General features: G+C 44.9%; 25 protein-coding genes and 1 tRNA gene. 13 read left to right on the top strand and 13 right to left on the bottom strand.

What is annotated here, in order from left to right:
- Positions 1-26: 26 nt before the first annotated feature.
- From JCM23214_RS04755 to JCM23214_RS22100, 6 genes are all read left to right on the top strand, one after another.
- The gene (locus JCM23214_RS04755; protein ID WP_025897857.1) at positions 27-1589 is read left to right on the top strand and encodes a GNAT family N-acetyltransferase; all 1563 of its coding nucleotides are present in this window, start codon (positions 27-29) and stop codon (positions 1587-1589) included.
- Between the two features lie 96 nt (positions 1590-1685).
- Positions 1686-2459 (top strand): glucose-1-phosphate cytidylyltransferase, encoded by a 774-nt coding sequence (gene rfbF, locus JCM23214_RS04750; RefSeq protein ID WP_025897855.1) that lies wholly within the window; start codon positions 1686-1688, stop codon positions 2457-2459.
- Positions 2441-3535: a CDP-glucose 4,6-dehydratase gene (gene rfbG, locus JCM23214_RS04745; RefSeq protein WP_025897854.1), complete on the top strand. Its 1095-nt coding sequence runs from the start codon at positions 2441-2443 to the stop codon at positions 3533-3535. The genes rfbF and rfbG overlap by 19 nt, the downstream gene beginning before the upstream one ends.
- Complete coding sequence (locus JCM23214_RS04740; protein WP_025897852.1) at positions 3532-4767, top strand: class I SAM-dependent methyltransferase; 1236 nt, start codon at positions 3532-3534, stop codon at positions 4765-4767. The genes rfbG and JCM23214_RS04740 overlap by 4 nt, the downstream gene beginning before the upstream one ends.
- Complete coding sequence (gene rfbC, locus JCM23214_RS04735) at positions 4767-5309, top strand: dTDP-4-dehydrorhamnose 3,5-epimerase (protein WP_025897851.1); 543 nt, start codon at positions 4767-4769, stop codon at positions 5307-5309. The genes JCM23214_RS04740 and rfbC overlap by 1 nt, the downstream gene beginning before the upstream one ends.
- A 1-nt stretch (position 5310) precedes the next feature.
- On the top strand, positions 5311-6204 hold the full coding sequence (locus tag JCM23214_RS22100) for an NAD-dependent epimerase/dehydratase family protein (protein ID WP_025897850.1): 894 nt from the start codon (positions 5311-5313) through the stop codon (positions 6202-6204).
- Here the strand turns inward: JCM23214_RS22100 and JCM23214_RS04725 are convergent.
- On the bottom strand, positions 6197-7456 hold the full coding sequence (locus JCM23214_RS04725) for a glycosyltransferase family 2 protein (RefSeq protein ID WP_025897849.1): 1260 nt from the start codon (positions 7454-7456) through the stop codon (positions 6197-6199). The two genes, JCM23214_RS22100 and JCM23214_RS04725, sit on opposite strands and share 8 nt — an antisense overlap.
- Before the next feature lie 13 nt (positions 7457-7469).
- Complete coding sequence (locus JCM23214_RS04720; RefSeq protein ID WP_037492589.1) at positions 7470-8297, bottom strand: cephalosporin hydroxylase family protein; 828 nt, start codon at positions 8295-8297, stop codon at positions 7470-7472.
- A 213-nt stretch (positions 8298-8510) separates the two neighbouring features.
- On the opposite strand from JCM23214_RS04720, the gene JCM23214_RS04715 reads away from it, so the two are divergent.
- Positions 8511-9305, top strand: coding sequence for a sulfotransferase domain-containing protein (locus tag JCM23214_RS04715; RefSeq protein WP_025897845.1), 795 nt, complete (start codon positions 8511-8513; stop codon positions 9303-9305).
- Positions 9306-9371: 66 nt separating this feature from the next.
- On the opposite strand, the gene JCM23214_RS04710 is transcribed toward JCM23214_RS04715, so the two are convergent.
- Positions 9372-9448: transfer RNA gene (locus JCM23214_RS04710), tRNA-Arg, on the bottom strand.
- A gap of 351 nt (positions 9449-9799) precedes the next feature.
- On the opposite strand from JCM23214_RS04710, the gene JCM23214_RS04705 reads away from it, so the two are divergent.
- Positions 9800-10933 carry a hypothetical protein gene (locus JCM23214_RS04705; RefSeq protein WP_199899300.1) on the top strand — a complete coding sequence of 378 codons (1134 nt, stop codon included), beginning with the start codon at positions 9800-9802 and terminating at the stop codon, positions 10931-10933.
- 157 nt (positions 10934-11090) lie between these two features.
- Here JCM23214_RS04705 and JCM23214_RS19100 read toward each other — a convergent pair whose 3' ends face one another.
- The 3 genes from JCM23214_RS19100 to JCM23214_RS04695 are packed head-to-tail and all read right to left on the bottom strand — an operon-like array spanning position 11091 to position 13583.
- Positions 11091-12320 (bottom strand): ABC transporter substrate-binding protein, encoded by a 1230-nt coding sequence (locus JCM23214_RS19100; protein WP_234397670.1) that lies wholly within the window; start codon positions 12318-12320, stop codon positions 11091-11093.
- Positions 12248-12568, bottom strand: a complete 321-nt coding sequence (locus JCM23214_RS23940; protein WP_199899299.1) for a hypothetical protein — start codon at positions 12566-12568, stop codon at positions 12248-12250. Before JCM23214_RS23940 ends, JCM23214_RS19100 begins: the two co-directional genes overlap by 73 nt.
- Before the next feature lie 13 nt (positions 12569-12581).
- Entirely contained in the window at positions 12582-13583 is a 1002-nt protein-coding gene (locus tag JCM23214_RS04695) for a P1 family peptidase (RefSeq protein WP_025897841.1), read from the bottom strand.
- Between the two features lie 144 nt (positions 13584-13727).
- On the opposite strand from JCM23214_RS04695, the gene ggt reads away from it, so the two are divergent.
- Complete coding sequence (gene ggt / locus JCM23214_RS19095) at positions 13728-15332, top strand: gamma-glutamyltransferase (protein ID WP_199899298.1); 1605 nt, start codon at positions 13728-13730, stop codon at positions 15330-15332.
- A gap of 100 nt (positions 15333-15432) precedes the next feature.
- Here ggt and JCM23214_RS04685 read toward each other — a convergent pair whose 3' ends face one another.
- From JCM23214_RS04685 to JCM23214_RS04660, 7 genes are all read right to left on the bottom strand, one after another.
- On the bottom strand, positions 15433-16167 hold the full coding sequence (locus JCM23214_RS04685; protein WP_025897840.1) for an SAM hydrolase/SAM-dependent halogenase family protein: 735 nt from the start codon (positions 16165-16167) through the stop codon (positions 15433-15435).
- A 6-nt stretch (positions 16168-16173) separates the two neighbouring features.
- The gene (locus JCM23214_RS22095; protein WP_084264567.1) at positions 16174-16434 is read right to left on the bottom strand and encodes a class I SAM-dependent methyltransferase; all 261 of its coding nucleotides are present in this window, start codon (positions 16432-16434) and stop codon (positions 16174-16176) included.
- A complete protein-coding gene (locus tag JCM23214_RS26475; RefSeq protein ID WP_084264565.1) occupies positions 16407-16946 on the bottom strand; it encodes a methyltransferase domain-containing protein in 540 nt (179 codons plus the stop codon). The genes JCM23214_RS22095 and JCM23214_RS26475 overlap by 28 nt, the downstream gene beginning before the upstream one ends.
- Before the next feature lie 115 nt (positions 16947-17061).
- Positions 17062-17454, bottom strand: coding sequence for a hypothetical protein (locus JCM23214_RS04675; RefSeq protein WP_025897838.1), 393 nt, complete (start codon positions 17452-17454; stop codon positions 17062-17064).
- 70 nt (positions 17455-17524) lie between these two features.
- A complete protein-coding gene (locus tag JCM23214_RS04670; protein ID WP_025897836.1) occupies positions 17525-18919 on the bottom strand; it encodes a sensor histidine kinase in 1395 nt (464 codons plus the stop codon).
- Positions 18920-18999: 80 nt separating this feature from the next.
- The gene (locus JCM23214_RS04665) at positions 19000-20439 is read right to left on the bottom strand and encodes a dihydrolipoyl dehydrogenase family protein (protein ID WP_025897835.1); all 1440 of its coding nucleotides are present in this window, start codon (positions 20437-20439) and stop codon (positions 19000-19002) included.
- A gap of 19 nt (positions 20440-20458) precedes the next feature.
- Positions 20459-21235, bottom strand: coding sequence for a TVP38/TMEM64 family protein (locus JCM23214_RS04660; RefSeq protein WP_084264563.1), 777 nt, complete (start codon positions 21233-21235; stop codon positions 20459-20461).
- 339 nt (positions 21236-21574) lie between these two features.
- On the opposite strand from JCM23214_RS04660, the gene rpmH reads away from it, so the two are divergent.
- From rpmH to yidC, 4 genes are read left to right on the top strand one after another with little or no spacing between them, the layout of a single operon-like run.
- Positions 21575-21709: a 50S ribosomal protein L34 gene (gene rpmH / locus JCM23214_RS23030; RefSeq protein WP_084264561.1), complete on the top strand. Its 135-nt coding sequence runs from the start codon at positions 21575-21577 to the stop codon at positions 21707-21709.
- 3 nt (positions 21710-21712) lie between these two features.
- Complete coding sequence (gene rnpA, locus JCM23214_RS04655; RefSeq protein WP_025897832.1) at positions 21713-22081, top strand: ribonuclease P protein component; 369 nt, start codon at positions 21713-21715, stop codon at positions 22079-22081.
- Positions 22074-22355, top strand: a complete 282-nt coding sequence (gene yidD / locus JCM23214_RS23025) for a membrane protein insertion efficiency factor YidD (RefSeq protein WP_084264559.1) — start codon at positions 22074-22076, stop codon at positions 22353-22355. The genes rnpA and yidD overlap by 8 nt, the downstream gene beginning before the upstream one ends.
- Before the next feature lie 17 nt (positions 22356-22372).
- Positions 22373-24088, top strand: a complete 1716-nt coding sequence (yidC, locus tag JCM23214_RS04650; protein ID WP_025897830.1) for a membrane protein insertase YidC — start codon at positions 22373-22375, stop codon at positions 24086-24088.
- Positions 24089-24099: the final 11 nt, after the last annotated feature.

The raw sequence follows: 24099 nt of genomic DNA, 5'->3' as shown, positions 1-24099 counted from the left end.
CAACTTCCATGAAAAAAGACAAACCTATGACTGCCCCAAAAACCACCAAAGGCGCCAAAATCAAACTGATCGTTCGCCAGGCTCAACATAACGATATTGCAGGCATTGTCGCACTAAGCGCAAAAATATACGGACCGGGCCTCAACTTGCAGGAAAAAATGGTCTCCGGCCAGCTTTCCAATTTCGCAGAAGGGCAATTTGTCGCCGAATACAATGGACGCATTGTCGGTCACTGCGCGACCTTTATTATCTCCCGGCACCTGGCGCTACAATCACACAGCTGGGACCAGATCACCGGTTACGGTTATGCATCCCGGCATGACCCGAACGGAGAATATCTATATGGCATGGAAGTCTGCGTTGATCCGGATTACCGGCGCTTGCGCATTGGCCAAAGACTGTATAATGCCCGTAAAAAATTATGTACAGATTTCCACCTCAAAGGCATTATATTTGGTGGCCGCATGCCCGGTTATGCCCGCCGTGCAAAAGCGTTCCCCGATCCTCAGGAATATCTGGAGCAGGTAATTGAAGGGCATATCAAAGATAGTGTCATCAATTTTCATATTCGCAACGGCTTTGAACCTCTGGGCGTATTACAAAACTATCTTCCCTCTGACAAAGCCTCAAAAGGCCATGCGACCCACATGCTTTGGCACAACCCGGCGGTCGAGGAAAACGATAACCGTACACCGGAACAGCGCGGACGCACCCAAAGCTCTGTTCGCATCGCAACTGTTCAATATCAAGTTCGTAAAGTCTCTTCATTTGAAGACTTTGCAAAACAGGTTGAATATTTTGTCGATGTTGCGGCCGACTACAAAGCGGATTTCGTAACCTTCCCTGAACTTATGACAATTCCGCTTGTCTCGATTGAACCTGAGCGCCTTTCTCCTCAGCAATCCATCGAAAAAATTACGGAATACACGAACGATTACATCAACCTGATGCAGAAACTGGCCGTTTCCTACAACATCAATATTATCGGCGGATCACATCCAACCCGTATTGATGACGACACCATCGAAAACCATGCCTATATCTTTCTGCGTGACGGCCAATGCCATACTCAGCCCAAACTGCACCCAACCCCTAACGAGAGTTTCTGGTGGAATATTAAAGGAGGTGACAGACTGAACACCATCCAGACAGATTGTGGCCCTGTCGGTGTTCTGGTGTGCTACGATGCGGAATTTCCAGAACCCGCAAGACATCTTACGGATCAGGGAGCAAAAATCCTGTTTGTCCCCTATTGCACAGATGAGCGTCAGGGTCACTTAAGGGTCAAATACTGCTGCCAGGCACGCGCGATCGAAAATCAGATTTATGTGGTCACATCCGGAATTGTGGGAAATTTACCCGACGTTGAGAATATGGACGTGCACTACGCAGAAAGCGGCATTTTCACACCTTGCGATTTCCCCTTCGCACGTGACGGCATTGCAGCACTGGCCGATACCAATACCGAAAGTATCATATTTGCAGACCTGCGACTTGATCAGCTCACCATCAGCCGAAACTCCGGAACAGTGCAAAATCTAAAAGACAGACGATTTGATCTCTACCATGTGGAATGGCGAAAACAGTAATGAGGTGTTGAAAATAATCCATACAGATTATGGACCTTTCGAAATAAAGGTATTAGAACAAAGCAACTATTGAGAAAACAATCAACGGAGCAAAAGGTGAAAGCTGTCATTTTGGCGGGAGGGCTTGGAACTCGTATATCAGAAGAATCCCATCTTCGACCAAAACCGATGATTGAAATTGGGGGCAAGCCCATACTATGGCACATTATGAAAATCTATGCCCACCACGGCATTACAGATTTTATAATCTGTTTGGGCTATCGAAGCTACGTAGTGAAAGAATACTTCGCGAACTATGTTTTGCACCGTTCGGATGTAACCATTGATCTCGGCAACAATGAAATAACCTACCATAATGAAAAAGCGGAGCCATGGCGTGTAACATTGGTTGAAACAGGTGCCGACACGATGACCGGTGGTCGCCTCAAAAGAGCAGCCAACCACCTAACCCCAAATGAAACATTTTGTATGACATATGGAGATGGTGTCGCAGACGTAGACATCACAGCCTCGATTGCATTTCACAAAGAGCAAAAAAGAGAAGCGACTTTGACCGCAGTGTCACCACCTGGGCGCTTCGGTGCAACAATTATTGAGAATAACTCGGTCACCAAATTTACCGAAAAGCCTGCCGGGGATAATGCTCTGATAAATGGCGGCTTTTTTGTGCTTGAACCCTCAGTTATTAACCGTATTTCCGGTGACGAAATGCCTTGGGAGCAAGATCCGTTGACTAGTCTTGCGCGAGACGGACAACTGTCAGCCTATCAGCATCACGGCTTTTGGCAACCTATGGATACGCTGCGAGAAAAAAACTACCTGGAAGATCTTTGGTCTAGTGGCAAGGCACCATGGCGGGTCTGGGACTGATGTCTGCAAACCAAATCAACAAAGAGTTTTGGTATGGAAAGCGAGTACTTCTTACCGGCCATACGGGCTTTAAAGGGGCGTGGGCAGCAACTTACCTAGCTCATCTAGGGGCAGATGTGACAGGGATTTCACTTCCCCCAGACCCCCCCCGCTCCCTTCATGATATGCTCAAGCAAAAGCTACCGCAAAAGTCATATTTTGCAGATATCCGCAACCGTACGGCTGTTGGCGACATTATACATGAATGTAAACCTCAAATAATACTTCATATGGCAGCTCAAGCTTTAGTAAGGCGATCTTACCGTTTTCCACTAGACACCTATGAAACAAACGTAATAGGTACTCTAAATATTCTGGATTCGGTCAAGGACCTTTCATGCCTGCAGGCTGTTCTTGTCGTTACAAGCGACAAAGTTTATCAAAACAATGAAGATGGACGACCTTTTACAGAAGATGATCCTCTCGGTGGTGATGACCCTTACTCATCTTCAAAAGCAGCATGTGAAATTGCTACAGCATCTTTCGCTAAAAGCTTCTTCACTGGCTCCAAAATACCAATTGCGACAGCCCGCGCCGGAAATGTGATCGGTGGCGGTGATTTTTCCGAAGATCGCCTAATACCCGATATCTGGAGAGCGGCTGAAAAAGGTGAAGTTGTTAAACTGAGATATCCAAACGCAACTCGCCCCTGGCAACATGTACTCGAGTCAATATCCGGCTACTTAACTTATCTGCAAGCTTTAGCTACAAGTGACGAAAAACAGATTCCACGCGCCTTGAATTTTGGACCGGACAACCAAGAAGTACTAACCGTTGGCAACATTGCCAACAGTATCCAACGCAGTTTCGGCATCAATTCAGATTGGGAGCTTGAAGAAGGGCCCGAATTTGCAGAAAAATCTGCGCTTGCACTCGATGCCTCCCTCGCACGAAAAACACTAGGATGGAGGGCGAAATGGAATTCACAATTGACCTTGGAAAAGACAGTCACCTGGTATCAAGCTCTACGTGATAAGCAGGATATGTACAGCTATACTCTTTCACAAATACAAGATTATTTGGGCGAAAATAAATGACATCAATACCAAAGTGCCGATTTTGTGGAACAGAGCTGAAAAACACCTTCGTGGACCTGGGAGAAACTCCACTTGCGAATAGCTATCTTAAAGATCTGAGCGAATTCGAAACAGAAAAATCATACCCGCTCCATGCTAGGGTTTGCTCCAGTTGTTTTTTGGTCCAGGTGGAAGATGTTGTTCCAGCAGAAGAAATATTTTCAGATTATGCTTATTTCTCTTCCTTTTCGTCCAGTTGGGTTGAGCACGCAAAATTATACAGTGAACGCCTGATCCAAAAGCTTAGCTTGAATAAAAACAGCCTTGTGGTGGAAGTCGCCAGTAATGATGGTTATTTGCTTCAACATTTTGCTGAACACCAGATTCCCGTATTAGGCATCGAACCCGCGGCAAACGTTGCTTCGGTTGCAAAAAACAAAAACATACCTACAGAAATCGCTTTTTTTGGTGAAGAAACGGCGAAACGTTTAAGCAATGATGGCTACAAAGCGGATCTAATTGCAGCCAACAACGTGATGGCTCATGTTCCTGACATAAATGATTTTGTTGCTGGTTTTCCGATCATTTTGGCAGCAGACGGAGTTCTAACAATAGAATTCCCTCACCTTTTGAACCTTATAGATAAAACCCAATTTGATACAATTTATCACGAACATTATTCCTACCTTTCACTTCTAACCGTAGAGACAATTCTTCGAAATCACGGGCTTCGTGTATTTGATGTTGAGGAATTACCAACGCATGGAGGCTCCCTCAGAGTCTACGCATGTCATGATAGCTCTTCAATTCATCAAACCTCCGATCAATTAAAAGAAATCCGCCTGAAAGAAAAATCAGCTTCTCTGGATTGTTTGTCTGCTTATGAAGGATTTGCTCCAAAGGTGGAACAAGTGAAAAAGGATTTGCTATCTTTTTTAAACACTGCAGTTAAAAATGGCAAAAAGGTAGTTGGTTATGGAGCAGCTGCGAAAGGCAACACATTACTGAATTATTGCAAAATCAGCGCAAATCAGATTGAATTTGTCGTAGATAAAAACCCGGAGAAGCAAGGGACTTATCTTCCTGGAAGCCATATTCCAGTATATTCTCCAGACAAAATACTGGAAATTAAACCCGATTACGTTCTGATTTTACCTTGGAATCTCACACAAGAAATCACCCAACAAATGTCCTCAATTAAGCAGTGGGATGGACAGTTTGTCACCCCTATTCCCAGCCTGAAAATAATCTGATGATCTTTAAAAGCCTTGAAATAGCCGGCGCCTTTCTCCTAGAGAGAGAAAAATTAGAGGATCACAGAGGATATTTTGCGCGGGTATTTTGCGAAAACGAATTCAAAAGCCAAGGGATCAACTTTCAACCCGCACAAGCCAATATTTCTTACAACACGCGCAAACACACGTTACGCGGCATGCATTTTCAAATATCACCACATGAAGAGGAAAAGTTAGTCTATTGCACCTCAGGCAGTATTTTTGATGTCATTGTCGACATTAGAGAAAACACAACGTCTTTCGGCAAATGGTGTGCAGTAGAACTAAGCCGAGAAAATGGCAAAGGATTGTATATTCCCAAAGGATGTGCACATGGTTTTTTGACGCTCGAAGATAATAGTGAAGTCACATACCTGATGAGCCCGGCCTACAAACCAGGCTTTGAGTCAGGTTTTAACTGGGCAGATGCGAACATTGGAATACAGTGGCCGGCAACACCAACCGTAATTTCCGAGAAAGATCAAATGCTCCCATCATTCGATGAAGCACTAAGGCATTAAGATGGCTAAGTTTATAGTTACAGGTGCAACAGGAAATATCGGTCGCGCAACAGTTGAGCAACTTTTAAAAAATGGTAACTCAGTAATTGCTATAAGCAAAACCCGAAAACTGGAAATCACATCCCCCAAGCTAACGTCATTACAATTAGACCTTTGGAATAAGACTGAAGTAGCCGAATTTCTCTCTCAAGAAAAACCCGAAATATTAATTCATCTGGCTTGGGAAGCGACTCCGGGTGAATTTTGGCATTCAAGCAGAAATTTCGACTGGGTTTCAGCTAGTGCTCACTTACTTGACGCGTTTGTCTCTGCCGGCGGACGGCGCGCAATCCTAGCTGGCACTTGCGCCGAATACCAATGGGCAAACACGTCACTGTCAGAGGACAGTTCTCCATTGAATCCTTTAACAGCTTATTCAGCGTCCAAACTGGCCTTTAAAGGCATAGCCGATGTAATCTCGAAAGAAATTGAACTGGTTTGGGCAAGAATCTTCTTTCCCTACCATGCTGCTGAAGACCCAAATCGATTACTACACTACATTGCTACAAACGTTAAAGCTTCTAGTCTGCCAACTTTTAATAATCCACGCAGAGCAGTTGATCTAATTCAACTAGATGATGTCGCAAAAATTTTCACCGAGCTTGGTGAGCAAAATTTTTGTGGCACGATAAACATATGTAGCGGCAATGCTCTACTACCCGATCAAATCGGACTAATTTTTGCGCAAATCCTTGAGCAAAAAGAACTGATACTCGAATTTAAAGAACGCCTGGAAAAAGTATCAAAACTAACTTCTATCCAAGGCGACACAACCAAGCTCAAAAGTGTAATCAATCTCAAGGAATTGACGACGATTGAACAAGGAATTAGTCAGTACTTAAAGTCGTTCAAGTGACTTGCAGGCGGTTGATAACCATCAAAATCATTCTGTAAAAATGTTTGCACCGCGCAAACAATAAATTATTCACCGGTTTGTATGGTGGATTAGTTACAGCATTAATCCAATCCGCAGTGCTTTTGACTGTAGAAATATGTAACGACTTTGGCCCGCGCTTTTTTTTCTTCACTCGGGCGCGCCCTTCTGTTGCTAACTCTGTACGTTTTTCAAGTGTTTCTTCGATTTTCGCTAATCTACCGTTTGCGACGTAATCTGGATCCATTTGCTCAAAAAACTCTTCGAGCACACTCCAGCATCGATGTTGCTTTGGAAAACGCTTAAGATCATCAACAATGATATGCCTCCACCGTTCATGATTCAATTTCAGCTGCCCCTTAAGGTGAATTTGACTCACTAGGTTAAGATTGGCGTAAGTGTATGCGGGAATAGATCTAATTCTCAAATCAATTTCAGGAAGAACACTATCCGCTTCAGCTAACTCCTTAAAGTTTGCGGCAATGTTATTTTGTGATTGAGTTGTTTGAGCGCTTGTATTCATAGCGGCACCATTGCTCTTTTCACCCTGCCCTGCGATCGTCACAGGGTTCCGGATCCACAACATACTTTTCGCGTAAACAAGATTTGATACTGCAGTATTCACGTCAGGAATCTGCCCTTGAAAATATTGTCCTCCTTTGGACGACACGGCATCAATCAATCTTCTAGCTATACAACCATGATATATATTTGCGCCCTCTCGATAGGCAACCGTGCGACCATCAGCAAAACTTTGTAAAACAGTTTTGGGATCCAATGTCTTCATGGGTCCACAAAAATCTCTAAGACGAAATTTGAGCAATCCTTCCTTAGGCTCACTTTGTATGTGAGGCCAAAGATACGTGATGTGTTTCCACAGCAGCACATCTGGATCAAATTTATTAATCAAATATCTGACTGTCTTGAGCCCGTTAGCCAATACTCCATCATCATCACCTATGAAAATTACAAAGTCCCCATCGGCCTGTGAAAGTGCATATTCAAAATTTTGACGCATGCTCACATCATTACCGGGAGTCACATACCTGACACGCGGATCGGTAAATGTTTCAACAACCTGTTTAGTATTATCAGAACTGAAATTATCACTAACGACGATTTCGAGATTTTGATCGTCAGAGGCTGTGCACGTTTCTATACATGGTCCAAGAAATTCAGCCCTGTTACGAGTTGGAATAACGATGCTTATTTTTTTTGAATAGTCCAGCTTCATACTCATCAACAGATTAAACGCGCTTTAAAAACCCATTGGGATTTACTGTAAAGAACAACTTGTCTTCAATCATCTGGTTGTTTTCAAATAGGAGCTTTTCACCATCGGCCCCTAAATGTGCAGACTGCTCTAATTCATCCAAATATTGATATACGGCGCTTTTTGGACTATTCGCGGGCCCCCAAGGCCTGTCAGGATAAAAATCGTCAGGCATATCTTCGACAACCGTATCAAAAACAATACAGTAGCTGTCTTTACTGGTTAAAGGAGCATATGCCTTTAATTCTTCGTATACATGCTCATGAGTATGGTTGCTATCTAAACAAACCAATATTTTTTGGTACTCAGATGCGACAGATCTAACTTCACTTATAATGTCGGAATCCACTGAAGATCCTTCAATCATTTGAATCAAATGACTGAATGGATGTGCCTCTATTTCTTGTCGATTGTGCTTACGAATATCAATATCAATTCCCAAGACCTTTCGGTTGGATTTAGAAGGATCCAACACTGAGTTACTTTGTACAGCTTCACAATAGTCCAAATTCGCCATCAAAGCCGCACTCTGAATTAGAGAACCGCCGTGAGCAATCCCCGTTTCGATTATTAAATCAGGCTTAACTTCCCAGACTATTTCCTGAAACGCGACCATGTCAGTTGGGAACTGAATAATTGGTCTTCCAAATGATGAAAAATTATAAACATACCTTTTGGAAAGCGCATGCTTAGTCCACTCATGAGTTAAATCACGCCATTCCTTCTCGTCGGCATAAGAAGATACTGTATCAACAACCTCTTGCCGAAATGCTTCAATCGGGTCTTTATCAACATTAGTCATTTTGAAAACACTCCAGCATCAATTTCAGTTTGCTTTGCCAAGTTTCTACCTCTGCGAGGTAATGGTTACAAGTGGATTATGCTTGGAAAGTAATAGGCAGCACCTGCGCCCCCTCATTAACGCCTTTTCAAATGACAAATTTTCTAAAAGTGTTACCCTCACATCTAAAGTGACCTCCTTCATTAAAACAAATTCTCACCAAAATATTGAAAAATGGCCAAACGAAATAATCGACTTTTGAATATTTTCTATATTTCCAAAGATGCTACCTTAAGCCCCCTCTTGGGAAAGCAAAAAAATCATTTGTTTATTGCTTGCGCACCGAAATCAGCCTCTACATTTATTAGTCATGTATTCGCTGAATTACCTGGAATGAAACGCAGATCGCTTGTACCTGGTTGGGGGGAGCGAGAACAAGAACTCTGCGCGATTAGATTATCAAGGTATAACTTGACACATTATGTAGCTCAACATCACACTAAATATAGCGACACCCTCGAGAAATATATTAAACAATACAACCTAAAACCGATAGTTTTGGTAAGGAATTTGGCTGACACTGTCGTAAGTATCTGTGATCACTTGCGCACCGAAACAATCAAATCACCAATGGTTGCTATGGACAGGAAACATATGGAGTTAGACGACTCTACACTCCAGGAAATGATTGCTCGTTTATCAATTCCCTGGTTCCTCAGCTTCTATGGAAGCTGGAGGTATTCAGGTGCGGCTCCAATTTACCACTATGATGATTATACAACTGAACCTCTCAATTTTATAATGAAGGTGGCGAAGGACCTCAATATAGGTCAAAATTCCGAGACAATTGAGCAAGCAATCAAAAAAGCACAATCTAAAGGATCTTTGCGCTTTAACATCGGAAAACCAGGACGAGGCGCATATCTTAGCCAACCGGCAAAAGATAGCCTTGCCCGATTACTGGATTTCTACCCGGAATTTCGAGACGATCCGCTCTTTGTTTCAACACGAAATTCTATTTGCCAATAAATCGATTGGGGTAAAAAATGTTTAAGCGAGGCTCAACCGCATACTTGTAAATTATTACCCTGAAAATGGCGCACCGGGGAAGATTCGAACTCCCGACCCCTAGATTCGTAGTCTAGTGCTCTATCCAGCTGAGCTACCGGTGCATCATGGACCCATTAGCTAGGGTCTTTCACAGCAAACTTGCGTTGCCGTTGTCTGCGGATCGGGAACCTAATCAAAACGTTCGAACAATGCAAGCGCTGAATCCAAAAAAACACAAAAAACACAAATTAAATCCTTTCTTGTCCATCCGCATTTGAATGGGTAGTATTTGTCTTTGTTTTACTGTATTTAATGACAGACTTGTTCGAATAGGGGGCCTCGTAAACTGTTTAGTGTATGTTTACGATCACAAAAATAGAGTGTTTCACGATATGGTTTTTCGCATTTCCCGACCAATTGCGCTAACTGCTGCGTTATTTGTTGCAGGCTGTTCTTTTATAGACGAATCTTTAATGCCTGCCCTCACAGGTGATAGCTCAGACGGCAGCGGTGCTCCTGTACCAATTGCCAAGTCCGAAGCAGAAAAAAACCCAAACCCCACTTTAAGTCCAGCATCGCAGTTACCACCTGCTTCAGCTCCACAAATTCCAACAGCAGCACCGCCTGCACTTGGAACAACAAATTTTGTAACCCCGGGTGTAACAGCAGCGCCTAACACGGGTACTTTCGTCGGCCAGAAAGTTGCCGTTCTGAGAAATGAACTAGGCGCGTTGCAGGAACGCCTGCAACAACGCAATCAGCAACTGCAGCAGATAAGGGCCGCTACAACAGCCAACTCACAGGCCTATCACGGCACCATCGCGGCAGTAAATGCGCGCCTTCAGGTGGGAACGACACCTGGAAATCCAGTGCTTATCAATCAGTGGAATCAGGCCCAATTACAACTAGAGCGAATCGGTGCTGATATTTCCTCCATGAATAGCCTGGCAAATGCCGTAGCGAGCGATTCAAGCATGTCTGCCTATCTACTGGAATCAACTCGGGCGGCATATGGGCTCTCAGGTGCAATCGAAGAAGACCACCGTCAGCTTGCAATCCTCGAAGATGAAACAAATCGGACAGTGGTGCTGGTGGATCGGCTTCTCAACGAATTATCCGAAGATATCAGCCGCCAGACCGCCTATGTCGGCAACGAGCGTGCAAATCTGACGACACTTTCACACTCCATTAAAAATGGTGAATTGTTGGGAGCAAGCCTCGCAAACAGAGCTTACCTCTCTGCGGCACCTGTTGCCAATGCATCGCCAGTATCGTCGATGAACACGCAAAATTTTGCAGCAGGCAATCGTCAACCACTTGTTGTCATTCGCTTTGATCGTGCAGACGTACCCTACGAGCAAGCGTTATATACTGCCGTCAATCGTACACTGCAGAGCCGCCCACAGTCCGTGTTTGATGTTGTCGCAGTAGCTCCAATGACAGGTGGAGCTGCAGATGTCGCGCTCAATCAGTCGAAAGCGACACGAAATGCCCATAAGGTTCTACGCTCTTTGACCGACATGGGGCTTCCTGCTTCACGTGTGAACCTCTCTGCGGCTTCAAGTGGTCAGGCAGCAACAAATGAAGTTCATATTTATGTAAGATAAGACATAGCAGATTTTCGAATTAAAAAAGCAGCCTCACTGGCTGCTTTTTTATTTTCAAGGGCCTTAGAGGCCAACGCTATCCAGCTTGCTCAACCCCATAAAAAAGAGCCCGCCTAAACGACGGGCTCTTCATCACATTACCCTAAGTGATTTTACGTCACTCTGCCCAGCTCATACGCGCAACGTCAGTTACGAAGAGATGTGCATCTTTCCAAACGCCCTGCAAACCTTTGCGGACCACTTGCACATTTGCCAGCTGGAACATAAAGCCATTCACAGCATCCTTCGCAAGCATCATCTGAGCTTCTTTCAATTTCGCACTGCGGACTTCAGGTGTCAGAGCTGTTTCAGCCTCATTAATAACCTTGTTGAATTCCGGATTTTTATAATTGAAGTAGTAGTTGTCACGGGCATAAATATTTATGTCCATTGGCTCAACATGACTCACAATTGACAAATCGTAGTTACGCTTCTTGTAGACTTCGTCGAGCCATTTCGGCCAATCCACATTTTCAATTTTGATTTTAAACCCTGCTTTTTCAAGCTGAGCGGCGACAATCTGACCGCCTGCACGGGCATAGTTGTCAACCGGAGGCAATTTCAACGAAAGTTCCAAACCGTTTGGATACCCAGCTTCCGCCAGCAACGCTTTAGATTTTTCGGGATCATATGGATATGTATTAGTCAAATCCACATAGTCTGGATGATGGGGTGCAAAATGCGACCCGATAGGTGTCCCATACCCAAACATTGCGCCATCAATAATTTCCTGACGGTTGATAGCATGCGCAATTGCCTGACGTACTTTAAGTTTTGACAATGCCTCGTGCTGGTTATTCGTGCTCAAAATGGTTTCACCATTTGTTGTCCCTTCAAGCACATAAAACTCATCACCCAGTTTAAACTGCTGAATGGTTTCGTTCGGCACAAACGTAAAATCAACATCGCCAGCGAGCAGCGTTGCCATACGAGCTGCAGAATCGTTGATAAATCGGAAAGTTGCTTTTTTGATCTTGAGATTTGCTTTATCCCGATATGTATCAGCCATAACCATCCGAACCTGATCACCCTTAATCCAGCGATCCAGCTTGTACGGCCCTGTGCCAACAGGATTGGTTGCATTTCCTGCATCAGAGTCCGGATCAACAATTACGGCTGTTGATTCCCCCAGCTGTGCCAAGAAGTCACCTCTTGGCTCCTTCAATGTCAGAATGACAGTGTATGGGTCAGGCGTTTCGATCGAAGCAATATTCGTAAATCGCCCTTTACGCTTGTTTTGACTATCTTCAGATGCATTTTCTTCAAAAGTATACTTCACATCAGATGAGTCAAAATCCGATCCATCATGAAACTTGACGCCTTCTTCAAGCTTGAATGTATAAACCAGTCCATCAGGCTGATTGTCCAGCTTTTCGCCAACTGGGGCTGAACCTCACCATTTGCGTCAATCCGGGTGAGGCCCTCAAAAATATTGTAAAGCGTAATACGCGAAATCGCAGCTGCGGCACCTGTGCGCGGATCAAGCCCGGGTGGCTCCAATCGCATAGCATAATTTAATGTATCTTTTGCTGCCTCAGCTGACATCGGAGCCAATATGGCCGATGCAAGAGCGGTAGCGACCAATAACTTCTTCATCCCAGTCTCCTGTTTAGTTCTTATTAAAAAGCGCACGATAGCCAGGTAGTCTCCCTAAACTTTCTGCATTATATACGGCGCGGGCTACTGCCCTTGCGACGCAATCCGCTGCGATTGCCCCAATACGGGCGAGCGCAAGTGGTTCAGGATCGTCCAACGATCTTTTTTCGGTAGACAACGTAAAGATTGTATCTCCATCCATCGGTGTATGTACAGGTCGTATTGCGCGGGCATAGCCATCCTGCGCCATAATGGAAACACGTTGTGCCTGTGCCTTATTCATTGCAACATTTGTTGCAACGACACCAATTGTCGTATTTTCCATCAAACGCCCCTCAGCTATCGCTTCTAGCGAAATATCTTCAGTTAGCTGAGGTGCCCCCTCACCTCCAAATTCACCGTTTTGCTCCAGTGGCCATGCCCAAAAGCTTGATGTACCGGGAATCAAAACACTTCCAACCGGATTTACGGCAATGACCGCTCCCACCTGTATTCCATCTTCACTCACCGCAGATGCACTTCCAAGCCCACCTTTTAATGTACCCGCAGCAGCGCCATAACCAGCACCGACATTTCCCAGCCCAAAATCATGGCTGACTGTTTCTGTTGCTCGTTGCCCAAGTTGACGATACGGCGGCACGTCACCCCAATTTTTATCGCCATCATTCAACAGGTCAAACAACACCGCTGATGGTACAATAGGAATATTAAGTCCCCGAAGTTCGAACCCGCGTGACATTTTCGCCAACGCTGTCGTAACGCCGGCTGCCGCTTCAAGCCCAAAAACGGACCCACCGCTTAGAACAATGCCATCCACTCGTTCTACCAAGCAATCGGGGCGAAGGACCTCAGTCTCCCGAGTTCCAGGACCACCGCCGCGGACGTCAACACCTGCAACAGCGGAGCTATCTGGAATGACGGCTGTTACACCCGTCATTGCGGTTTCATCATGAGCATTCCCAACTTGAATGCCATCTACATCCGTAATCAGGTTTTTCGCACCCGGTTTAATCATCGTCACACTTTATATTCTATTATTTTCGCGTCAATGGGCGGTAGACTAAACTAATATTTTAGGTCAACCTCTTATAGCAAGAGTGTATCAAGATATTTGTTTGAGTAAAAACAATTTTGACAGAGACAGACTATCAGGCGTCCTATGAAAAACACATTCCTTTCAAACCTCATTGCTGTACTCCTTTTGCTATGTGCGAGTGCCATTGCAACCAGACCTGCACATTCTTCCAATCTAGATGGTCAATTCATGATCTCAGCAGCGAACCCGCTTGCTGCGCAGGCTGGATACGACATTTTGAATAATGGTGGGAGCGCAGTCGATGCCGCAATAGCTGTGCAAATGGTCCTAACCTTGGTAGAACCACAATCATCGGGTATTGGGGGCGGCGCTTTTCTTGTTCATTATGACGCTGCAACAAAAACTATCGCAACATATGATGGGAGAGAAAGGGCACCATCTGCGGTCACCGAAGACTATTTCCTGAAATCCGACGGTTCAAAATACAAATTCTACGAAGCTGTTGTTGGCGGTAAATCAGTTGGGGTGCCCGGTGTCGTGGCAATGCTTGAATTGGCGCACCAGACGCATGGTAAGCTTCCATGGAAAAATTTGTTTGATTCCGCGATTGCACTGTCTGAAGCCGGTTTCAAGATTTCTCCTCGCCTGCATTATCTGCTCGACCGGGATAAATTTCTAAAGACAAAAGAAACGGCAGGAAATTACTTTTATAATGACGACGGCACCGCAAAAGCGACAGGTACAACACTTGTAAATCTAGAGCTCGCAAAAACCCTTCGCATTATCGCTAACGAGGGCGCCAAGGGCTTTTATAGTGGTGAAGTTGCTAAAAGCATTGTTCAGACTGTAAATAATGACACCAAAAATGCAGGCCTCCTTACACTACAGGATCTTGCCTCCTATCAAGCTGTAAAACGCGCTCCAGTATGTAGTAACTATCGGTCTTACAAAGTATGCGGAATGGGACCACCAACATCTGGGGGCATCACTGTCCTGCAAATTCTGAAAATTCTGGAAGCCTATGAGCTTGAAAACCTGAAACCCTCTTCCGCTCAAAGCATTAACCTGATTTCAGAAGCAAGCGCGCTCGCCTTTGCTGACAGAGGAATGTATTTGGCCGATGAAGATTTTGTTGATGTTCCAAAAGACACCCTCCTTTCTACAGATTATTTGGCACGTCGATCACGCTTAATAAAGCCTAACGCAACAAATATACCGTATGAGGCCGGAACACCCCTTAAAAGAGCTGATCTTTTGCATGAAGACAATTCCATTGAACTACCCTCAACCAGCCATTTCAGTATCGTTGACAAATTTGGTAATGCGGTATCAATGACAACCTCTGTAGAGAACGTATTTGGCTCACGGCTTATGACGCGCGGATTCATCCTTAACAACCAACTCACGGATTTTTCCTTTTCCCCCAGCCAAGATGGTCGAAAGGTTAATAACCGAATTGAGCCGGGCAAACGTCCGCGAAGCTCCATGTCCCCAATGATCATCCTCAATCCCGATGACAACCTGCGACTTGTAATAGGATCTCCAGGCGGAAGCCGTATTATTGGGTATGTTGCAAAAGCTGCTATTGCTGTTCTTGACTGGAGAATGAACGTTCAGGATGCCATTAACCTGCCCCACCACATTAATCGAAATGGCACCTTGGATCTGGAGGCAGGGACCCCACTTGAACCACTAAAATCTGTTTTTGAAGAGATGGCTACGCCGTAAAAACCCGCACTCTCAATAGTGGCTTACATGGAATTGAAGTCAATTCAGGCAAATTGATGGGAGGCGCTGACCCCAGAAGAGAAGGCGTTGTACTGAAAAATTAATCCAACCCAATTGGTTTAACGGTCGCCCCCGTGCGCAATGACAGGCACTGGTCTGCCCGTCCTTGATTAACCGCAATTTCGACGAGGTTATTAGCATTCACGTAAACAAGTGGAGCTCCAACGGCAACATCAGAAAAAGTACGACTTATTGGATAAACCTGATCTCCAAACCGTAATTCTTTAATATTTGCGTCCCCTGCAATACCGGTCATACAATTCCCATAATGATCTATATATATGATCTCAGCGATACTATCGCTCCAATTGGTCCGTACAATCCTATTGGGATCAACGCTTCTACCCAAGTTTTTAGCAGTCTGCGATTGCGCAAGCTCTGCGGCAACAGGGGCAAATAAATCGCGCCCATGAAAACTTGCAGATAATTTTTCTGGAACCCATGAAATTTCATAAATTTTGGATTTTTTATCCAGCCTCAACAGATATTCAAACAATCCATTGTCAGGCCCAACAAACCATCTGTTGCAACTTTTTATGATGAGGGGCTTACGGCTTGATCCAACACCTGGATCAATAATGCACAAGAACACTGAATTTTCTGGAAAATCCTGATAATATGCTTCCAACAGCCGTGCACTATATTTAACAGAAAACGCTGGCGCATCAGCAAACAAAGTTACAATATCGCCCTTGAAACCGTGTTTTCTGGCACTTGCAATCATTTGCCCCTGATAGGGGCCTTCGCTTCCAAAGTCTGTAAAAAGGACAATCATCTGCACCTAATCTTCAGATGTATGCCCTACGATAAACAGCCTTGAAAACGGATATAATGTAGAGCCGTCTTCTCTTTGAGGATAGGCTTCGATTAAAAGTTCTGCATATTCCTCTTCGAACTTAGAAACATCGTCTCCTTCCAGAGCCTGCAAAAATGGCCTTAAGGCGGTGGATCGGGTCCATTCAAGCACCGCATTTTTACCATTCAGAACCTGATAATAGGTTGTCTCCCAAATATTTAGCTTCTCGACCAGTGGCGATAGCAAATCATAATACCATTCACTATTGTGGACAGGAGCAGGCCGCACCAGCTCACCGAGCTTATCCAGCCACTTATCGGATTGGGCCAACTCATAAAGTGTAGCATGTGAGGGAGCAGAAAAATTATTAGGCATTTGCACAGCAAGTACACCACCAGCCTCAACTGAGATATTAACTTGGGAAACAGAGTTTCGTGATCATCCAGCCAATGAAGTGCCGCATTGCTAAAAATAAGATTTGGTTTGCTTGCAGGATCAAACTCTTCAATCGCAGAGTTTTGCCACTCGATTGAGGGATGTTCTCGCTTGGCAACCGACAGCATCTCTTCAGAACTATCCACCCCCGTTACAACTGCAGAATTCCACCTCTGGGACAAAATGGATGTCACATTCCCCGTGCCACAGCCTAAATCGTAAATTATCATTGGCGAGACCAGATCCACCTGCGAGAGCAAATCAAGGGCAGGCCTCAGACGATGATCTGTATAAAGATGGTACTGATCAGGGCTCCAACTCATTAAGGGCGCCTCCGCTTGCGAGTAAACAAAAGCCTCATAGTGCTATGTGGGAATTATACAGAAAAAAACCAGCCCTGACCACGAACTGTCAAGAGAGATGAGTATAAATGGGATTTTATTCGATTTCGGAGGTATCAATTTTGCGAGTTGCGAAAGGATCGCCTATGTTTTCTTCAACAACCGGTTTATTACCAATATACTCTACTTTAGCTCCTAAAGAACCAAGCTCAGTCACCTCACGAACCCTTGGTGTTTTACTAGAATAGGGATCTTTGCGATCGTAACAGTTAATACTGCCAAGTGTACGATAGCAATAAACCTGTTCCTGCTTGATTTCCTTACGTTTTTCTTTGCAATAACTTTCGCCAAGCATGATATTCACAGATGTACAGTCTTGTCCCATCATTTGAGAAACTTTTTCATCAAGCACTGCAACCGCAGCTGTTGTGCACCCTGTTGACGACAAGGTAACAACCGCAAGAAAACCTAACATTAAAATTCGAAACATTCTGTAACATCCCTGAAAACAGGCAAACGCACCTCATTTTTCAGTTTAGAATTAACAGGTTTCCAAAGCGTTAATTTGGTAAAAGGATACGAAAACAGGTTCCGGTTTCACCTGTGAACTCGACCTCTATCTCGCCGCCATGGGCAATAACCAACTCCCGTGCGATTGACAAACCTAGTCCTGTACCACCTGTTTTCACAGATCCCGCAAAGGGTTCAAACAGATGTTCCCGTGCGCGAGGCGGTATCCCCGGACCTGTATCGACAACACGAATGACCGTTTCGGTCTCCGTATTAACCGCCGATATTTTTATTTTCCCGTGTTGACCGGACAAAGCTTCGATGGAGTTGCGACAAATGTTCATCAAAATCCGATACATATGCTCACGATCCGCGAACACATCAAAATCATCATCAAAATCATTTACCCAGTCGATATCCTCGGCATCAGTTTGCAGAACAGTCGCTTTTACTTCATTGATCAATAGTAACAACAAGAAGCGTTCCCTGCGGGGACTATGTTCTTCTGCCCGTCCAAAACGCAAGGTGTGATTACAAAGCTCAATCGCGCGATCGATGCTGCCAACCAAACGTGGAACAATCTTTTGAACCATGGGATCATCAATTTTAGCCAGACTGTCACTCACCAAATGCGATGTAGATAAAATATTTCGAAGGTCATGACTTATTTTCGTAACAGCTACCCCAAGGGCAGCCAGATGGTCTTTTTGCTTTAAGGCAAACCTGAGGCGCGTTTGCATGATTTCAAGCTCACGCTCAGCAGCACCAATTTCATCGGTTCTACCGGAAGGAACGATACCACTGGCGACATTTTCAGGTGAACGCCGAAACGCGATCATGCTCGCGCTCAGTCTACCCATTGGCCGAACCATCAACCAGTGAAGAGACAGATAAACCAAAAAAGCTGTCAGCAATGAAATAACAAGCGATAACCGGAATATATTCCATGAATATTCCAGCATCTCCACCCTCAACGGAGATTCGTCAATCACCATTTCGAGAGACGATGTTGGGCTATTTTCAATTGGTGAGGTAACGCGAATTATTCTGTTTTCCGAATTCATCAACGTTACAAGAGCATCCTCTATCAGTATAAAAGCGGATTTTTGTGATAAATCATAGCTCGCATCAACACTCACAGGCATATCTTCCGACAGCATCAGCATGGAGGAGTTTGCGCTTCTGAAAACAATAGAACGAGCACCTACCCGAAATAACAGCTCTTCCTTTAGCTCCTTCGATACCATCAGATCAGGTGATGCCAATAGAGCGAGAGATGCCAGATGTGCAAATTCCGCTTTCTTTACCAGATAATTCTCTCTGAAAAAGGCAATAGAAGGTACAAAAATCAATATCTCGGCAAGCATCACAAAAAGAACAGTCAGCAGCAACAAACGTGCCGACAGACTTCTGAAACCTTTTGCAACTTTTCCAAAATAACTCATAAAAATGAAGAGTAAACGATCTGCAGAGATACACAAACATTACGAGCCAGAACAGCTCAATAATTTGATCGATTTAACACTCAAAAAGGCAGGCGTTGAAGAAATTTGACTACTTTACGGGTTCTTTCACTAAAAAGTTTCGGAGTATAGAAACTACCAGCTACTCGTTTGTTAATCTCCCCAAGTGTTGGATAGGGAGAGATATAACTTGCCATCGAGGATATCTTTAAGCCAGATGAAATCGCAAGACCCCATGGTTGAATGAGCTCTCCGGCTTGTGCCCCAACAATACCGGCTCCTAAAATTTTACCATTTTTGTGAACAATGGCTTTTATCATGCCAGTCGTGAGAAGCTCGGCGCGTGCGCGATCATTTTCCGCATATTCAAATTTTAATACTTTAATTTGATCTTCATCATATCGCTCCCGAGCGGCCGCTTCAGTGAGGCCCACGTTAGCGAGCTCTGGAGAGGTATAAGTCACCCACGGAACAGCGTCGTAATTCACTTTGGCCGGTAATTTAAATAGGATATTTCTAATAACAATCCCAGCATGGTATCCAGCAATATGGGTAAATTGATACCCACCCGCCACATCACCAATTGCAAATATTTTCTTGTTTGATGTTCGAAGGCGATTATCAACGATGATACCTGCTTTATTGGTCTCCACACCAGCAGCCTCAAGCCCCAAGCCCGCTACATTCGGCTTTCGCCCCGCTGCCACCAGCACATGTGAACCTGTCAGCTTTATCTGCTCTCCCTCTTCCTCCAGTGTGATTTCGAAAGATTTTTGTCCTTTTTGGGCGACGTGGGCTATCTTGACACCTTCCTTGATTTCAACACCGTCTTCACGGATACATTCAAGAGCAATTTTAGTAAGTTCCGAATCATCTTTCGACAAAGCTTTGAAAGCCTCAAGCACTGTAACTTTCGCACCCAGTCTTGCATGCGCCTGGGCCATCTCCATTCCAATGGGACCACCCCCAATTACTATCAAATGATCCGGCAACTGACGATTTTCAAAAAGAGTCTCGTTGGTCAAATAACTGATTTCAGATAATCCCGGTACAGGTGGCAAGGCGGTGGACGACCCCGTCGCTATTACAAATCGCCGTGCCTTGATAATATGACCAGCGACTTCAAGGCAATCTGGTGCCGTAAACTTCCCATATCCCTGTATTACACGAACGCCCAGACCTTCGAACCTCTCAACAGAGTCATGTGGTTCAATGCCTGCAATCACCTCTTCCACATGTTTCATAACGGCAGGATAATTCACCTCAGGCGACAGTTCCTGAACACCGAAATTGCCAGCCCCTTTCAGGGCCACAGCATGCTTTGCGGCGGCAAGCAACGCTTTAGAGGGAACGCAACCATAATTCAAACAATCCCCCCCCATCTTACCACCTTCCACAAGCACAGTGTCTGCCCCCATTTGTACCGCACCTGCGGCCACACTTAATCCGCCGGAACCTCCACCGATGACACATAAATCAGTTTTGATGATATTTTTAGTCATGCTTGTGAACCCTGTATTTTCAAGACTTTCTAAGCTTTTTAAGAACAACCGGTATTAATGAAATTATTCCCAGCGCGATGAACGCAAAGATTATTTCCTGCGTGATGAGTGAACCCAACTCAAAATTGACCTGACAGTTACCTTGCCCCAGCGCAGAACATTTCTCCACCCGGTTCTGTTGCTCGACTATTATGCTATCCAATCCGGTACCAAGATACGCGAATACAAAGGTACCTGGGATAATTCCGAGGAACGTCCCCAACATGTAGGTACGAAGCCTGACACCCAAAAAGGCTGGCGCAATATTTACAAGCCAGAAGGGAAAGGCGGGGACCAACCGAAGAAACAGCAAATAACTCAAGGCATTTTCCTGAAATCCTGCTTCCAGCTTAGCTAGCCATGGGCCTGCTTTTTGACGAAGAGCCTCTCCAACAGAAGTCGCGGCAATGACAAACAATACGGTTGCGCCAAGTGTTGCGGCAACCACTGTTACAAGTCCACCGACAATCCAGCCAAACAAAAAGCCTCCGCTAATGGTCAATAACAATCCACCGGGTAAAGAGGCTGCAACAGCGATAATATAAAAACAGAAATACAGAAAGAGCGCTAAGACATAGTGATCGTTCACCATGGCCAAAAGCTTATCGCGATTCTCACTTACATAAGAGAAAGAAAGATATTTATCGAATCCCAAAAGGAAAAAGGACACGAAAAGCAGGCAAATAATGATTAGTGGAAGGAATCTTCGAACCCGGTTGTTGTTAGTTGATTGGCTACCATTTGTCATCTCATTCATTCCACACCCATATTACCAAACACCCTAAACTTTAAGGCCCACCGTGTTTACAGCAAGTCTTCAATCCAAGTGAACGATGAAAGAAATGCAGACAAAATAGTCACATACACAGGCTAAAAACACGACTTACTAGAAGAGTGAACATAACCATAGGCATCAAAAGTAAAAGCTCCGTTCAAGAAAACGTGAGACTTGTTGAACACTCTTCATTTACCGGAATGTAGGGCAGAGTAATAAAAGAGGCATCTACTGCATTGACTTCCTTTGCGACACCCCTTATACAGCGGGGCTTAATTTTCGCTTCGCGCATAGTTGCGTGGAAGACTACGGAGAAGTTCTGTGAAACGTACATATCAACCAAGTAAACTTGTTCGCGCCCGTCGCCACGGTTTCCGTTCCCGCAGCGCCACAGTTGGTGGACGTCGTGTTCTTTCAAACCGCCGCTCCAAAGGCCGTAAGAGCCTTTCTGCTTAAGGCATGCCGAGAGGCGTCGAGCGGCTTAAAAAACGCGCGGACTTTTTGCGCGTAGCAAGCGTTCGTCGCAAATGGGCCACACCCGGAATTGTCCTGCAAGCTGCGCCTGATTCAGGCGCAGATGCGGGATTTTTGCGTGTTGGCTTCACTGCAACCAAAAAAACCGGAAATGCAGTAAAAAGAAATCGCATCAAACGGCGTCTGCGGGCACTGGCAGATGAAATTTTACCAAGCCACGCCAAAACAGGCTGGGACTATGTCCTGATCGGCCGAAAAGCAACGTTTGATCGTGATTTCAACGCTTTACGAGAAGACTTGTTAAAAGCTTTGAATAAAGTCGGGGCCAGAGTGGAAAGTGAACGTAATGCGTAATGCAGTTACATTTTGCCTGAAACTGCCAATAAGGGTTTACCAATACTGCATATCCCCTTATCTTCCGGCGAATTGTCGATATGAACCGACCTGCTCAGCCTACGCCGTTGAAGCCTTGCATCAGCATGGCCCAACAAAAGGGAGCTGGCTTGCGGTAAAACGTATCTGCAGATGTCATCCGTGGGGGGGACATGGCTTCGATCCGGTTCCACCAAAATTTAAAACCTGTCATCACTATGACGCACACCGCGCAAATAGTGGACAAATTGAGTAGCATTAGGGCTTAAATTAATGTCAGAACAAAAAAATATGATTCTCGCGATCGTATTGTGTCTCCTGATTATTGTCGGGTTTCAGTATTTCGTGGAACCTCCTGTAGTTGACGAACAAGCCAGCCAGCAAAATACGGCTGAAAGCGATCAAAGCAACAAACCAAGCCCTGATGCCAACGCTCCATCCGCACCAGGTACAGTTTCTGCGGCAAAGATGTCCCGCGAAGAAGCGCTGAAACAGGCAAACCGAGTTCAAATCAACACACCGTCTTTGCATGGATCCATTTCCACAAAAGGTGCGCGACTTGATGATCTAACTCTTATCAATTATCGCGAAGAAGTGGATCCCACGAGCCCGGAAATCAAGCTGTTGTCTCCAGCCGGCTCTCCAAATCCATATTATGCGGAATTTGGGTGGAGTGCCGCAGCAGGAACAGTTGTTAAACTTCCTGATTCCAATACGATCTGGTCCACAAACGCCAGTGAACTCACTGTAGACAAACCACTTGTACTCACCTGGGACAATGGTGAGGGCCTGATCTTTCAACGGACCTATTCCCTCGATAAGGATTATTTGTTCACCGTTGAACAATCGGTGCAAAACAATACAGGAAATGATGTTACACTGTACCCTTACGGTTTAATTTCAAGAACAGGCACACCAGAGACAACAGGTTTCTATATCCTCCATGAAGGCCCCATTGGCGTCTTCAATGAAACACTGGAAGAAATTGATTACGATGACCTTCAGGAGGAAGGTAGTCGAATTATTCCAACTACTGGCGGTTGGCTTGGTATAACCGACAAGTTTTGGCTAACTGCTTTGATGCCTGATCAAAACGCACGCATCAAAGGCCGCTTTACCTATATTGGGAAATCAGACAGATACCAGACTGATTACATAAATCAGGAAGGCGTTACCATCGCCGCTGGCTCCAACAACACCGTCAAGAACCACATGTTTGCCGGCGCGAAAGAAGTTAATCTTCTTGATGAATATGAAAAAGATTTGGGCGTTGACCGTCTTGAGCTCGCCATTGACTGGGGGTGGTTCTACTTCCTCACCAAACCACTCTATTTTGGTCTGGAAATGCTTAACACCCTGATTGGAAATCTGGGGCTCGCAATTTTGGCTCTAACTGTTGTGATCAAGATCATTTTGCTACCGCTCGCTCACAAATCTTACGTGTCCATGAGCAAAATGAAAAAGCTTCAGCCGGAAATGGTCAAACTTCGTGAAAGATACGGGGATGATCGGCAAAAACTGAACGAAGAAATGATGGCCTTGTATAAACGGGAAAAAGCAAACCCTGCTGCAGGCTGTTTGCCAATCCTGATACAAATCCCGATCTTCTTTGCGCTATATAAGGTTTTGTTTGTAACCCTGCTGATGCGCCATCAACCATTTTTCGGTTGGATCGAAGATCTGTCGGCTCCGGACCCCACTTCAATTTTCAACCTATTCGGTCTAATTCCTTGGACTCCACCTGAGTTTCTGATGATTGGTGCGCTGCCGCTGCTAATGGGGCTGAGCATGTATCTGCAACAAAAATTCAATCCGCAGCCAGCGGATCCGATGCAGGCGAAGATTTTCATGCTGATGCCAATTTTCTTTACGTTCCTGCTAGCAAGCTTCCCTGCTGGACTGGTGATTTACTGGACATGGAACAATATCTTAAGCATCGCACAACAATGGTATATCATGCGTCGCATGGGTGTTTCCGTTAATGCGTAACGAAAGCTAAA

The organism is Sneathiella glossodoripedis JCM 23214, assembly GCF_000616095.1.
In the GTDB taxonomy this organism is placed as follows: Bacteria; Pseudomonadota; Alphaproteobacteria; order Sneathiellales; family Sneathiellaceae; genus Sneathiella; species Sneathiella glossodoripedis.
This window is presented reverse-complemented; position numbering and strand designations above follow the sequence as displayed.

What these genes read in the sequence shown, in the direction of transcription:
- rfbG (WP_025897854.1), top strand. Translation starts at nt 2,441, where the DNA reads ATGGCGGGTCTGGGACTGATGTCTGCAAACCAAATCAACAAAGAGTTT.
- ggt (WP_199899298.1), top strand. Translation starts at nt 13,728, where the DNA reads ATGAAAAACACATTCCTTTCAAACCTCATTGCTGTACTCCTTTTGCTA.
- JCM23214_RS04755 (WP_025897857.1), top strand. Translation starts at nt 27, where the DNA reads ATGACTGCCCCAAAAACCACCAAAGGCGCCAAAATCAAACTGATCGTT.
- JCM23214_RS04725 (WP_025897849.1), bottom strand. Translation starts at nt 7,456, where the DNA reads ATGAAGCTGGACTATTCAAAAAAAATAAGCATCGTTATTCCAACTCGT.
- yidD (WP_084264559.1), top strand. Translation starts at nt 22,074, where the DNA reads ATGCGTAATGCAGTTACATTTTGCCTGAAACTGCCAATAAGGGTTTAC.
- JCM23214_RS04705 (WP_199899300.1), top strand. Translation starts at nt 9,800, where the DNA reads ATGCCTGCCCTCACAGGTGATAGCTCAGACGGCAGCGGTGCTCCTGTA.
- JCM23214_RS04695 (WP_025897841.1), bottom strand. Translation starts at nt 13,583, where the DNA reads ATGATTAAACCGGGTGCGAAAAACCTGATTACGGATGTAGATGGCATT.
- rnpA (WP_025897832.1), top strand. Translation starts at nt 21,713, where the DNA reads ATGCCGAGAGGCGTCGAGCGGCTTAAAAAACGCGCGGACTTTTTGCGC.
- yidC (WP_025897830.1), top strand. Translation starts at nt 22,373, where the DNA reads ATGTCAGAACAAAAAAATATGATTCTCGCGATCGTATTGTGTCTCCTG.
- JCM23214_RS04670 (WP_025897836.1), bottom strand. Translation starts at nt 18,919, where the DNA reads ATGAGTTATTTTGGAAAAGTTGCAAAAGGTTTCAGAAGTCTGTCGGCA.
- JCM23214_RS23940 (WP_199899299.1), bottom strand. Translation starts at nt 12,568, where the DNA reads ATGAAGAAGTTATTGGTCGCTACCGCTCTTGCATCGGCCATATTGGCT.
- JCM23214_RS26475 (WP_084264565.1), bottom strand. Translation starts at nt 16,946, where the DNA reads ATGAGTTGGAGCCCTGATCAGTACCATCTTTATACAGATCATCGTCTG.
- JCM23214_RS04720 (WP_037492589.1), bottom strand. Translation starts at nt 8,297, where the DNA reads ATGACTAATGTTGATAAAGACCCGATTGAAGCATTTCGGCAAGAGGTT.
- JCM23214_RS04685 (WP_025897840.1), bottom strand. Translation starts at nt 16,167, where the DNA reads ATGATTGTCCTTTTTACAGACTTTGGAAGCGAAGGCCCCTATCAGGGG.
- JCM23214_RS04740 (WP_025897852.1), top strand. Translation starts at nt 3,532, where the DNA reads ATGACATCAATACCAAAGTGCCGATTTTGTGGAACAGAGCTGAAAAAC.
- rfbC (WP_025897851.1), top strand. Translation starts at nt 4,767, where the DNA reads ATGATCTTTAAAAGCCTTGAAATAGCCGGCGCCTTTCTCCTAGAGAGA.
- JCM23214_RS22100 (WP_025897850.1), top strand. Translation starts at nt 5,311, where the DNA reads ATGGCTAAGTTTATAGTTACAGGTGCAACAGGAAATATCGGTCGCGCA.
- JCM23214_RS04715 (WP_025897845.1), top strand. Translation starts at nt 8,511, where the DNA reads ATGGCCAAACGAAATAATCGACTTTTGAATATTTTCTATATTTCCAAA.
- JCM23214_RS04665 (WP_025897835.1), bottom strand. Translation starts at nt 20,439, where the DNA reads ATGACTAAAAATATCATCAAAACTGATTTATGTGTCATCGGTGGAGGT.
- JCM23214_RS04660 (WP_084264563.1), bottom strand. Translation starts at nt 21,235, where the DNA reads ATGAATGAGATGACAAATGGTAGCCAATCAACTAACAACAACCGGGTT.
- JCM23214_RS04675 (WP_025897838.1), bottom strand. Translation starts at nt 17,454, where the DNA reads ATGTTTCGAATTTTAATGTTAGGTTTTCTTGCGGTTGTTACCTTGTCG.